Genomic DNA, 12,811 nt, shown 5'->3' with positions numbered 1-12,811 from the left:
AATGGGGATTTACTACATCCAGCAATTATGCAAGATAATATGTTAGTTGCAGAATATGCTCTAAGCAAATTAAAAGATCCCTTTGAAACTTTAAATAAACTTAGATTAGATGCGCACATTAAGGCAAGTGGTAAAAAAGAATTTATAAATCAGCTAAGCTTACATTTAGTAGTAAGATTGGGTGATATAACAAATTTCAAAATAGTTTTGAGTAGATGTGCAGATATTAATATTTTAAATAGTGATCAGCGAAGTGTTTTCTATGAGGCAGTCACACATAATCATTTGGATATAGTAGAAGAAATTTTATTGAATAACAAAACTATATTATCAAGCGAGGATAAAGGATTGATTAACAGTGGAGAGTTATTAAAAACAGCATTAGAGAATGGTAACAGAAAGCTCTTTAGATATAACCTATCTTTTGTTACAGATCCTATTGCAAAGTTAAAAGAGTTAAAAGAATATTATGTAGAGGGATCTAGGCCTAAACAATATGTAACATTCCTCCTTCAAGGAAGAGAAGAGGCAACTATGTCAAAAGAGCAATTAAGCAAGACAAGTACAGCTTTACAACCAGAAAGAGATAAACAGGACACATCCTTTGTGGATAAAGTTTTACAAGCTAGTGATAAAAAAAGAGTGCAAGAAAAACATTAATAAGTTTTTTCTTTAAATTTGCATAAAGAGTATATTTTACATTCAATACATAAAGGCTTTCTAGCTTTGCATATGTAGCGGCCATGTAAAATTAGCCAGTGATGTGCATAAAGCAACCATTCTTTGGGTAATTTTTTTAATAATTGTTTTTCGGTTTGCAAAGTATTTTTACTTTTAACCAAACCTATTCTATTACTTACTCTTTGCACATGTGTATCTACACCAATAGTTAATTTTTTGCGGGCACAATTTAAAAATACATTGGCGGTTTTTCTTCCAACACCAGGAAATTTCTGCAGATCTTCTACATTATCGGGAATAATATTATTTTGTTCCAGCAGCATCTTAGATAATAAAATAACATTTTTAGCTTTTGAATTATAAAGGCCAATGGTTTTGATGTAGCTTTTTAGCTTTTCTTCTCCAAGAGCATTAATTTCTTCAGGCGTAGCGGCATCTCTAAATAAAGCTTTAGTTGCTTTATTTACGCCCACATCCGTTGCTTGAGCTGATAGAACAATAGCAACTAATAAAGTAAATTCATTTGGTGCAATTAATTCAGTTTTAGGTTCTTTATTCTCTTTGGCAAAAATAGTGAAGATTTGATTAATCTGTTGTTTTTGCATTTTTACTTACTTAGCCATCTGTCTCTGGAGCGCCTGCGACTTGAAGATATTTTCCCGCGTAATGCCTTGACTTTATTATTTAACATTAAATTAGCTAAACCTTGATTAAAAGGGGCTTTACCATTTGGTACATTGTTAGCTTCTTGTATTTTTCGTGTATTTTCTTTATGTATCCTCACCGCGGTCATAATTTTTTGCACTTTTTTAGTTCTTGCTCTGGCAATAAGCTTCTTTAGCTTTTTTTTACTTTTTGTCTTTTTGGCCATGTTTTTTTAATTGCTTTCTTCTTTTAAGATTTTCTCTTAAATTAGCTGCTAAATCTTGCCTTCTCTTGGTTTTTTTATCTTTGGTATTTTGTGACTCTTTATTCATTACAAGTTTCTGCTATAATTTTTTGCGCATGATGACTTAATGTAATATTAAGTTCTTTTAACTGTTTTTCATCTACAAAATTAGGTGCATCCATTAATAAATCCTGTGCATTACCATTCATAGGGAAAGCAGTTACCTCCCTAATATTTTCAGTTTCTGCAAGCAACATAACCATTCTGTCAATACCTGGTGCTAAACCACCATGTGGAGGGGCACCATATTGAAATGCTCTAATCATACCGCCAAATTCTTTATCAACGGTTTCCTTATTATAGCCGGCAATTTCAAATGCTTTATACATAATTTCTGGTTTATGATTCCTGATTGCGCCACTAGATAACTCTATTCCATTACACACTATGTCATATTGAAAAGCAGTAATTTCTAATGGATGCTTTGTTTCCAGAGCTTCCATACCACCATTTGGCATCGAAAATGGGTTATGACTAAAGTCTATTCTTCCAGTTTCCTCGTCTTCTTCGTAATATGGGAAATCTATAATCCAGCAGAATTTAAATATATCAGAGTCAATTAAGTCACATTGCTTAGCTATTTCCACTCTAACTTTACCAGCTATATTGGCTGCTTTTTTTTCTTTGTCGCAAGCAAAAAATATTGCATCACCATCTTTTAAATTTGCGGATTCCTTAATGTTAGCTAGTCTCTCGTCACCTAATAGTTTTGCAATAGGGCTTTTTACAGTTCCATCTTTATTGTAAATTATATAAGCAAGACCACCAGCACCTTCTTTTATAGCAAAGTTAATCATATCATCAAAAAACCTGCGTGATTTATCTGCACAATTTGTTGCTTTTATTGCTCTTACTACTGCTCCATTTTCTATGTTTTTGCTAAAAATTTTAAAATCACTATCCTGAAAAATCTTAGTTTGATCAACAATTTCAATATCAATTCTTAAATCTGGTTTGTCTGTACCATATTTTAACATAGCATCTTGATATGTAATATGAGGAAACTTTCCATCTTGTAAAATGAGTTTTTTATCACTAAAATTTGCGAAGCAATCCCTTAAAACCGGCTCAATTATAGCAAACACATCCTCTTGTGTGGCAAAAGACATCTCCATATCTAATTGGTAAAACTCTCCAGGTGAGCGGTCAGCTCTAGCATCTTCATCTCTAAAACATGGCGCTATTTGAAAATATTTATCAAAGCCAGAGGTCATTAATAATTGCTTAAATTGCTGAGGCGCTTGGGGTAAAGCGTAAAATTTGCCTGGATTTAACCTGCTTGGCACTAAAAAATCTCTCGCTCCTTCGGGGCTTGAGGCGGTTAAAATAGGGGTTTGTATTTCCATAAATCCCCTTTCAACCATTTTTTGTCTTAAATAAAAAATAACTTCAGAGCGTAATTTAAGGTTTTTTTGCATTTCTGTTCTACGCAAATCTAAAAAACGATATTTTAATCTGAGATCCTCAGGATAGTTGCTGTTCTCGTCATTAACTTGAAAAGGAATTTGCTCTGACATAGATTCTATGATTAATTCCTCTATTGCAATTTCAATTTCGCCTGTTGCTAAATTTTTGTTAATAGTATTTGATGTTCTAGCTATTACTTTTCCAGTTATAGTCACAACGGATTCAAGTTTAATGCGGGCAAATTTGTCAATTTGCTTTTTAGCTGCGTTACTTGCATCAATTACACACTGGATTAAGCCAAAATGATCTCTAATATCTAGGAATAGTAAGTCTCCATGATCACGTTTTTTATTAACCCAACCTGAAATTTTGACTTGTTGCAAGACGTGATTCTTATTTAATTCAGCGCAGTTATGGGTTCTGTATGGATGCATTTTTATAGCTTTGATATATTAATATCCTTACTACACAAATCTTGCAGCAAGAGCAAGCTTTTCTTAAAAAAAATAACAATATTATGCTGAGCTTCTGATGTTTTTTAAAATATGAAAAATGACATATGTTAACTCAGCTCTATTTAGGGTGTAAAAATGAAAATCCTTTACATTGTTTTTAATTAAATCTTCACATTGCTTAATAGCAATATGCGCTGCTAATAACTGTTTAGATGTTTCGTCAGTAAAGCGATCATCAAATAATGAAAAATATTCTTTGGGGACTGAAGTGCCGCATAATTTAGCAAACTTAACCATTTGTTTGAAATGCACAATAGGTAAAATACCAGGGATGACAGGAATTTTAATTTGTTTTTTTTCAATAATATTTAGATATTCATAAAATTTATTATTATCGAAAAAGAATTGTGTGATAATGCGATCTGCGCCAGCATCAACTTTTCGTTTTAAGTTATCAATATCTTCTATTAGATTTCTTGCCTCAGGGTGCATTTCTGGGTAACCTGCCACAGAAATTTCAAAATCTGCAATATTTTTGAGCCCCGAAACTAGTTGATTAGCATATTGATAACCATTATCATTATGTTGATAGTTCTGTGGCAAATCGCCACGCAGAGCTACTATATGCTTTACCCCCATTTTCCAGTAATTTTTAGCAATTTTACTAATTTCCTCTTTGCTAGCACCAACACAGGTTAAATGAGAAGCTGGGGTTAGCTCTGTTTTTTTAATAATGTTGCGAATAGTATTATGAGTTCTCTCTCTAGTTGATCCTCCTGCACCATATGTAACCGACACAAAGTTAGGTTTTAAGGGTGCTAATTTATTTATAGCTTTCCATAAAGCTATGGCCATTGATCTATTTTTTGGTGGGAAAAACTCAAATGAGATTTCAGGTTGTTTTTGGCTCATTTTTTAAAACTAGATTCTTTTCCTTTCAGCATACGAGAAATATTCTCCTTATGTCTGTATATTATAATAATTGAGGCAATAATAAGAGGTATGTTGGTAACAGTAAGCTGCATGATTAGGAATAATATTATAGTGATCACAACAAGAACTGATGCAAAAGAAACTATGTAGGTAATGTAAAATACTACATACCAACCTAACATTATGAATAAGGTTAAAATTGGATCTAAGATAAGTAATATGCCTAAATATGTTGCAACTCCTTTTCCACCCTTAAATTTAAGCCAAACAGGAAAACAATGTCCTAAAACTGCAAATAATGCAATTAGGTTTATAAAAAGCAAATTATTAATATTAAATTTATGTGCTAAGGCAATGCAGAGAAGGCCTTTTAGAGCATCTAGGAATAAGGTAAGCGCACCAAGTTTTTTGCCACCAGCTCTCACCACGTTAGTTGCACCAATATTGCCAGAACCTATTGTTCTAATGTCTTTTTTTACTAAAAATTTTGTAATTATTAAGCCAAAAGGTATAGAGCCAATAAAATAAGCTAATAATATTAAAGCAAAAGTGGATGTTAACATAATTTGAATGATTCAATTAATATTTATTGTAAAAATTTATTTATAGCACGCAAGAGCAAATGTACATTTAAAGATATTTTTTATTATTGCCATGGTTTAAAATTGTAACTAGTAATCCAATTCTTATTAGCTGAAAAAAATTGTCTTAAATCACGCATGCCATATTTAAGCATAGCAATTCTTTCTACACCCATTCCAAGTGCAAAACCTCTATATTTATTACTATCGATATTTGCGGCTTCCAAGACATTAGGATGAACAAGGCCGCAGCCCATAATTTCTAAGTAATCTCCTGTTTGTGTAAGATCAATTTTATCTTTAAGAATTTTACAGCCAATATCAACTTCAGCGGATGGTTCGGTAAAAGGAAAGAAGCTACTTCTAAAACGAAGCTCAATGTTTTTACCAAAAAACTGGTCTAGAAATTGCTGTATTACAAATTTCAACTGTCCCATACTAGCTTTTTCCGCAATATATAAGGCTTCAATCTGGTGAAACATTGGGGTGTGAGTTGCGTCAGAATCTGAGCGATAAGTTTTACCAGGTGCAATAATTGCAAAGGGTGGTTTACCTTTTTGCATAGTCCTAATCTGTACAGATGAGGTGTGAGTTCTAAGCAAGGTTTTTAAATCAGCAAAATAAAATGTGTCATGCATTTGTCTAGCTGGGTGATTTTCAGCAATGTTTAGAGCGGTGAAATTATGGTAATCATCTTCTATTTCAGGCCCTTCTACTGCTGTAAAACCAAGCTTGGTAAAAATTTTTGTTACTTCCGCAATAACGTAACTAATTGGGTGAATTGAACCAATATTTGTTTTGCGTTCTGGCAGTGTTAGATCAATTACCTCATTTTTCATTAGGTTATTTATCTCAATTTTGGCAAACTCTGATTTTTTCTTAGTTATTTCATCATTAACATAAGTTTTGATTTTATTAATTTCTTGGCCTTTAGCCTTACGCTCATCTGCGGTTAGTTTGCCAATCTTAGCTAACTCTAGAGAGATAAGGCCTTTTTTTCCAATATATTTTAGTCTCAACTCTTCAAGTTCTTTGCTACCATCTATTGATTTTAACTCAGTTGAAAATGTGTTTTTTAAAGTCATATTTATTTCAAATAAGTTGTACAATATAGTATTTATTATTATTTAACATTTTTTTATTTATTTGCACAATGTATGAGTAGTTTCAGAGCTATTGATTCTTTGCCTCCAGTTCCATTCAGCTTTTTCCCCTCTGATTGTGGATGGGTGTGCTACTTGCTCTAAGATGGCTGCTCTTTGATCTTGTTCTCTAGCTTCAATTAGTAATTCTGGCTTAGTTACTCTTCGCACTGGTTCAGGAAAATTGATGGTAGAGATTATTTGATATAAATTATCCGTTGCTAGTGAAAACTCTACCATATTACCTGATTTAAGAGCATTATATGCTTTAATAGTCGTTTCTTGTTTTTCTTGTAATGGTCCTTCTAATTCAGTCAGTCTATTTGCTAAGGCACTAAATTCTTTTTTAATATTTTCCGATAAATTACTTGATAAGGAAGCAATAGTGGTAGCTTGTTTTACGGCCTCTTTGTGTGATAAGCTGCCATTTTCAACTTGTTCATATATTAATTCTAGCATTTTATTGCTACCTATATCTAAATGCATAGATATAGGTAGCATTATATTTCTGAGTGCGTTATGTGCTATATTAATATTGTAGCATATTGCTAATTCTTGTATCTGTCTATCACTCAATAGTGATTTTTCAACAGTTAAAGCCTCGCCAGACAAACTAATTAGCTCAGCATATTTTTTTGCATTTAATTTGACCATAGTTTTATCTAAATTAGGTATAGTATTTGCATGAAGATAGGTTTTTAAATCAGTGCAGCCTAGACCCAATAAGGCATTAAATAATATTTGCTGATTCATAGGTACTTTGGTAAAATCTGCCATAAAATTTCTGCTATGCCCTGCCCATAAATCATCAGTAAATGGTGCAAAAGTAAATATATTCATGCCAGAGATAGTTTCCATGTTCATTGCACCAATTCTTCTAATTTCTTTTGTTACTGAGTCATCATATTGTGTGAGTGAAACTATAGTTGAACTGCTAGATTTTAGGGAGCTTCTAGCTTCTGGTCTACTACTTGCAAAGCCTAATTTTTTTTGTACAGCCCCTGCAATAACTCCTCTTTTGGTTAAATATTGAGAATATGCTGCTGACTCTGTTTTAAAGCCTTGCTCAGTTTTCTGGTGCATTTCTTGAGCTTTTTTCATGAGGTGATTTAATTCTTCTGGATATTTCTCTGCTAAGGCTGAAATAGTTACGCCACCTTTTGGGTTAGTACCAGTAATACAAGCTGGTATAGAAGATAAATATCCTTGCATATTGCTTCCTTGAACTGTAAATGTTTTAGGTCCTTCTTCTCTAGTGCTTGTACCACCACTTCTAGTGATTTGATCATTCCCAATACCAGCTAGAATTTTAGCTTTTTGATTAGAAAGAATAACTTCTATGGCTGTAAGCGCATTAGCGATGGGCGCTGTAATTGTGCCAAATTTTTCTCCTCCATCACTATTACTTCTAACTTGAGTTATCTGATTGCCATATAGCCATGGGTGCTTGATTGCTGCTTTTGTGTCTTCTGCTATGTTAGTGATGGTTTTAACTTCTTCAGGTAAGGGTGATATTTTGATCTTTTGCGCTGACATTTTTAATGTTCCAGAAAAGAGATTCTCTTGTAACTCTAAGGGCACAGCAGATAATAATTTTGCAAAAATTTCAGCTGCGTTTGGCTGAGAATAAAATTCTTCAGCTACAGCATAGATAGCTCGTAAAGCTGCAATTGTTTCATAAGTTTCATATTGCGAAATAATATGTTCATCTGCTCCCACTTTTAAAGCTATAATTGCCCATAATAACTCTCTTTGTGCATGTGGTGTTAATTTGCCTATATAGGTTTCTATATTACTAGCTGGCTCTTCAAATAAACCCTTTAATTGAGCTATTTTTTTATTTGTTTCTAACTCTTCATACTGTGAATATTCCATATTTAGCAACTCTGCAGCTACTTTATTAGTTTCCATAGTTTCTTGTCTTAGAGTAAAGGGGGATTGTAAGTATCTGAGTTCTGTTTGTTGGAGGAATAACTCTAATTTCCTTAAATGCATTAAATTTATTTGTTCTGTTTTTCCTGCTAATAATAAATTTAATTGCCTTAGATTTATATTCATAAAGTTTCCAAAAGTTTCAACATCCTTATTCTCATACAATCTGCCTGCATCTAAATCTGCTATTGCAATATGTATATTCTCAAGGGTATTCTCTGCTTTCAGTTTTGATGCTGGGTCTAATTCTAAATAACTTACCATATCACATATTGCTGCAACTTTGTTTGTTAAGTCACTTTTAAATTTTTGTTGTAAAGCTAAAACAAAAGCAAGCCCATCTTTTGGCATGTTATGCGGCTTACCATCTAGATCGCCCATCCAAGTTTTTAGTGTAAATTGCCCTGGGGTAATTAACTCAGGATGTTTCTCCTGTAAATGTAGGAAATGATCATTTGATCTTTCAATATGGAATAAAAACAAATCTCTTTCATCTGAAGATGTTCTTTTTTTTGTTAAAGTAACCTCAGTTGCTGCCAATTTAGCAAAAATATGTTGCCATGTTGAATTAAAAGCATTTGCTAGGTTAGTTTCTTGATCTGGCCATGTTAAGTCTAGATTTCTATAAAGATTTTTTAATTTAATAAGCGAGTTAAGTTTTGAACTTGTTCTGGATTTGTAATTTGATGTTATCAAAGCTAGCTTTTCAGCTGAATCTATTAATTTTAAAAATTCTAGATTACGATTTTCTGTAGGATGCGCAGTTAAGCTAACTATCACAGGGTTTTTTGCTATTATTTCTATAGTTTTTTTCTTACCATGTTTTTCCTTTAACAAAGCAATAGGGCATTCTAAATCTACAGTAATCATTTGTGCCATATTATCTTCTATAAGTTTAGTTTTTGTAAAAAATGGAGCTCTTTCCTCAAGAGATAAATTTTCGGCAAACAAATGTGCTGATTTTTTATATTTAGCTAAAATATTTTGTATAATTATTTTATTCTCCTCCTGCAAGTGGCTTTCTTCCTGGGACAATTTAGCCTTTAACAGCTCTTTTTTACCTTTAAGCTCTCTTATACTAATTTTTGAGATTGCTTTTGGTATGGAAGAATGAATTGCTCGTGCCTGTGTTGCTCTAGTATTTTGCAAAGCACTATTATCAATGAGTTCTTGGGCGCTATATGCAGTAGTGCCTATTTTGTGCGTTGAAAATGAAGTTGCTTTTGTATTTTTAATTAAAAGTGCTGCTCTTGATGATAATTTTCTCATGTTAATACCCAAAATTTAATTAGGATATTAGTATAACACAATTTTAGGTTGAAAAAAAGTGTTTTTCTAAAAAAAATCAATATTAAGGTGAGTTAAGCTCAAAAATATGTTTTTTTTAAGTATGAATAATTAAGAGCTGATAATATAGAAAAAGACATTTTAACATGTCTCCTCTATTTGTTAATGCCAGTTTACGCTGCTTTTTTAGCGGTCTCTATAATTTGTTTGAATGCTTCTTGGTCACTAATTGCAAGCTCTGAAAGCTGCTTTCTATTTAGACTTATGCCTGACTTCTTAATTCCATTCATAAATTTAGAGTAAGTTAATCCTTCGCTTCTCACAGCTGCATTAATTCTCTGTATCCATAAAGCCCTGAAGTCTGCTTTTTTCTTTTTTCTGTCTCTGTATGCATATTGTAATGCTTTTTCAACTTTTTCTACAGCTACTCTAAAACAATTTTTCGCTCTTCCTCTATAGCCTTTTGCTAGTTTAAGGATTTTTTTATGCTTCTTTTTAGCTGTTACTCCTGTTTTTATATGTGCCATTATCTACCTATTATTAAATTTACGCATATGGTAAAAATTGTTTTACAATCTTGCTATCTGCAACAGATAAAACTGTTGTACCTCTCAAATCTCTAATTGCTTCCTTGCTTCTTTTTCTCATATTATGTTTTTTACCAGCTTGGCCGGCTATTACTTTGCCAGATTTTTTAACTTTAAATCTTTTTTTAGCTCCGCTTTTAGTTTTTAGTTTATAGCCCATTTTTATTAATATATTAAATTAAGGAAAAAATAAAATAGCTTATAAAAATTATAATACAAGTGTAATTTGTGTAACTAGCATAAATAACATTGGTTAGCGCATTAAAGTAGCTTCTTGGTTTGCGAATTTTTTTTTCTTTCTGTGAAGCTCTTCTAAATAAGGTGTGGCTATTTTTTTTTGTAATAACTTTTGTTCATGATTGATGTCATATATTTCTGCTATTGCGATTAAAGTATCCAAAAACTCTTCTTTTGCATAGTGGATGAGGTCTTTTTTTAGATTTTTTAACTCAGATAATGTAGGTATAGTATAGTCAAGTTTATCATCTAATGTTATAAGTTTTAATTTTGTTGCTTGGTCTTCTTCTGTCACTTTTTCGTTTTGCGCTACATATTCTATAAAGTAGTCAAGCTCAGCTAGCATCTCTTTTGTACTAAATTTAAATAATCTAAGGCCATATGCAGATAGTAAAGCTTTTGGTATGTCACTGGTGCTTTTTTTTAGTAAGCATGAAAAATGTAATAGTTCATCTGGTGGAAAAAACATGTTAAGAGTTTTTGTTTTTAATGATTTCTCATCTTTATCTCCAAATGTATCAATTCGATGAAATGCTTCTTCATTAGTATAAGCGATTTGATGTAAAAAATCATAAGCACCAAGTGAGGCTTCTATCCAGAAAGTTTTTTTTACTATTTTTCTTAGCTTACCTTTAATACTTGTATTATAAAGAGCTGAATCTTGATCAATTTTCCATGGGCTTAGAGATTTTACATATAATGCTCTAACCGTTTTAGAAAAGTTATGCTCTATAAGTAGGTGGTTTCTATCAGTGTGGATATTACAATCTAAATAAGAGTAAAACTTAGCTAAGTGACGCATGGCTAAAAACTCATCAAAACATTCTCGTTCATTAAAAAAGCCAGAGGAAAATATTTCTGTCACATCGTCATTGCAAAGTTGTCGATCAGGTAGAATGCATGTGTCGCCACTAAATCTGCTTAAATGATTATTTAAGCCATTATATGTTTTAATTAAAAATTTTTCATTATTAAATTCTGCTACTACTCCTCTACTGCAACCAGAAGCTTTTGGGAAAAATTTAAGCTCAGGGTTGTTACAATCTAATATTGGTCCCAATATTAAATCACTTAATTTGTTGAGTTTTGCTTTTGATTGCAAGTCAGCATTGTATCTTGTACTTGCAATATTTTTTATTAGTAGTCTGGTTTTGCGCATAATTAGTAGAGCCGAATAATAACCTTGTAAATCAAAGCCTATGTTTTTAAGCAACAATGGTATGTTAAAAGTAAAAAAAGAGCAAAATAAAAATAAATCAAAAAAAACAAAATAACTGGTTGACTTTAGTGAATCTGAATATATATTTTGCTCTCTAGCTTTTTTAGTTAGAGTTTGTTCTTTGAAATAGTGAATAGAAATACTAAATAACAATCATAATATTTAACGCGAATAAATCGAGTTAGATGTTGTGGAGACAAATAAATATATGTTAAATTTAATTTAAAGATTTTTTCTTTAAATGTAAGTTTAGTTCTGCATATAGCATCAAAAAAAGTTATCAGCTGAATTTAAGTATAAAAAGGGCATTCGGTGGATGCCTTGGCACATAAAGGCGATGAAAGACGTAGTACGTTGCGATAAGCCTCGGGGAGTTGCGAACAAACTTTGATCCGAGGATTTCTGAATGGGAAAACCCAACCATTTTTATGGTTATCATATACTGAATACATAGGTATATGAGGCGAACCCGGTGAACTGAAATATCTAAGTAGCCGGAGGAAAGGAAATCAACCGAGACTCTGCTAGTAGTGACGAGCGAACGCAGACCAGGCCAGTGGTAATTTTGTAATAACTAGAACTGCATGGAAAGGCAGGCCATAGTGGGTGATAGCCCCGTATAGGTAAAAAGCAAAATTATCCTTGAGTAGAACGGGACACGAGAAATCTTGTTTGAACATGGGGGGACCACCCTCCAAGCCTAAGTACTCTTATGTGACCGATAGTGAACTAGTACCGTGAGGGAAAGGTGAAAAGCACCCCGATAAGGGGGATGAAATAGTACCTGAAACCGAATGCTTACAAGCAGTAGGAGCTCTTCGGAGTGACTGCGTACCTTTTGTATAATGGGTCAGCGACTTAATTTATTTAGCAAGCTTAAGCCGTTAGGTGTAGGCGCAGCGAAAGCGAGTCTTAATAGGGCGTCATAGTTTGTCGGATTAGACCCGAAACCTAGTGATCTAGATATGAGCAGGTTGAAGGTGCAGTAACATGCACTGGAGGACCGAACCCACTAATGTTGAAAAATTAGGGGATGACTTGTGTCTAGGGGTGAAAGGCCAATCAAACTAGGAAATAGCTGGTTCTCCGCGAAATCTATTTAGGTAGAGCGTCGTATGAATACTCTCGGGGGTAGAGCACTGGATGGGCTAGGGGGCTTCACCGCTTACCAAACCTAACCAAACTCCGAATACCGAGAAGTACTATACGGCAGACACACCATGGGTGCTAAGGTCCATGGTGGAGAGGGAAAGAGCCCAGACCGCCATCTAAGGTCCCAAAGTTATGGTTAAGTGGGAAAGGAAGTGGAATGTCCAAAACAACCAGGAGGTTGGCTTAGAAGCAGCCATCCTTTAAAGAAAGCGTAACAGCTCACTGGTCTAAGTAAGACGTCCTGCGCCG

The 12,811-nt window shown here is 33.1% G+C and carries 11 protein-coding genes and 1 rRNA gene; 2 read left to right on the top strand and 10 right to left on the bottom strand.

Annotated features, from left to right (window positions below; all coding sequences use genetic code 11):
* Nucleotides 1-27: 27 nt before the first annotated feature.
* Nucleotides 28-660, top strand: coding sequence for a hypothetical protein (locus HOH73_03845; GenBank protein ID MBT5827990.1), 633 nt, complete (start codon nucleotides 28-30; stop codon nucleotides 658-660).
* Here HOH73_03845 and nth read toward each other — a convergent pair.
* From nth to HOH73_03795, 10 genes are all read right to left on the bottom strand, one after another.
* Entirely contained in the window at nucleotides 657-1,286 is a 630-nt protein-coding gene (gene nth, locus HOH73_03840; protein ID MBT5827989.1) for an endonuclease III, read from the bottom strand. The genes HOH73_03845 and nth overlap by 4 nt on opposite strands.
* A 2-nt stretch (nucleotides 1,287-1,288) precedes the next feature.
* On the bottom strand, nucleotides 1,289-1,552 hold the full coding sequence (locus tag HOH73_03835; GenBank protein MBT5827988.1) for a hypothetical protein: 264 nt from the start codon (nucleotides 1,550-1,552) through the stop codon (nucleotides 1,289-1,291).
* A 98-nt stretch (nucleotides 1,553-1,650) separates the two neighbouring features.
* The gene (gene aspS / locus HOH73_03830) at nucleotides 1,651-3,471 is read right to left on the bottom strand and encodes an aspartate--tRNA ligase (GenBank protein ID MBT5827987.1); all 1,821 of its coding nucleotides are present in this window, start codon (nucleotides 3,469-3,471) and stop codon (nucleotides 1,651-1,653) included.
* 81 nt (nucleotides 3,472-3,552) lie between these two features.
* A complete protein-coding gene (gene metF / locus HOH73_03825; GenBank protein MBT5827986.1) occupies nucleotides 3,553-4,404 on the bottom strand; it encodes a methylenetetrahydrofolate reductase [NAD(P)H] in 852 nt (283 codons plus the stop codon).
* Nucleotides 4,401-4,988: a glycerol-3-phosphate 1-O-acyltransferase PlsY gene (gene plsY, locus HOH73_03820; GenBank protein MBT5827985.1), complete on the bottom strand. Its 588-nt coding sequence runs from the start codon at nucleotides 4,986-4,988 to the stop codon at nucleotides 4,401-4,403. Before plsY ends, metF begins: the two co-directional genes overlap by 4 nt.
* An 83-nt stretch (nucleotides 4,989-5,071) precedes the next feature.
* Nucleotides 5,072-6,091 (bottom strand): phenylalanine--tRNA ligase subunit alpha, encoded by a 1,020-nt coding sequence (gene pheS / locus HOH73_03815; GenBank protein ID MBT5827984.1) that lies wholly within the window; start codon nucleotides 6,089-6,091, stop codon nucleotides 5,072-5,074.
* A gap of 57 nt (nucleotides 6,092-6,148) precedes the next feature.
* Nucleotides 6,149-9,349 carry a hypothetical protein gene (locus tag HOH73_03810; protein ID MBT5827983.1) on the bottom strand — a complete coding sequence of 1,067 codons (3,201 nt, stop codon included), beginning with the start codon at nucleotides 9,347-9,349 and terminating at the stop codon, nucleotides 6,149-6,151.
* Between the two features lie 191 nt (nucleotides 9,350-9,540).
* Nucleotides 9,541-9,894 carry a 50S ribosomal protein L20 gene (gene rplT / locus HOH73_03805; protein ID MBT5827982.1) on the bottom strand — a complete coding sequence of 118 codons (354 nt, stop codon included), beginning with the start codon at nucleotides 9,892-9,894 and terminating at the stop codon, nucleotides 9,541-9,543.
* 19 nt (nucleotides 9,895-9,913) lie between these two features.
* Nucleotides 9,914-10,114 (bottom strand): 50S ribosomal protein L35, encoded by a 201-nt coding sequence (gene rpmI / locus HOH73_03800; protein MBT5827981.1) that lies wholly within the window; start codon nucleotides 10,112-10,114, stop codon nucleotides 9,914-9,916.
* Nucleotides 10,115-10,207: 93 nt separating this feature from the next.
* A complete protein-coding gene (locus HOH73_03795; protein ID MBT5827980.1) occupies nucleotides 10,208-11,563 on the bottom strand; it encodes a hypothetical protein in 1,356 nt (451 codons plus the stop codon).
* Between the two features lie 137 nt (nucleotides 11,564-11,700).
* On the opposite strand from HOH73_03795, the gene HOH73_03790 reads away from it, so the two are divergent.
* Nucleotides 11,701-12,811, top strand: a 23S ribosomal RNA gene (locus HOH73_03790); the annotation flags it as partial.

It is taken from the genome of Alphaproteobacteria bacterium (genome assembly GCA_018667735.1).
GTDB lineage: Bacteria > Pseudomonadota > Alphaproteobacteria > Rickettsiales > JABIRX01 > JABIRX01.
The sequence above is the reverse complement of the archived record's forward strand: the minus strand, read 5'-3'. Positions and strand labels throughout refer to the sequence as shown.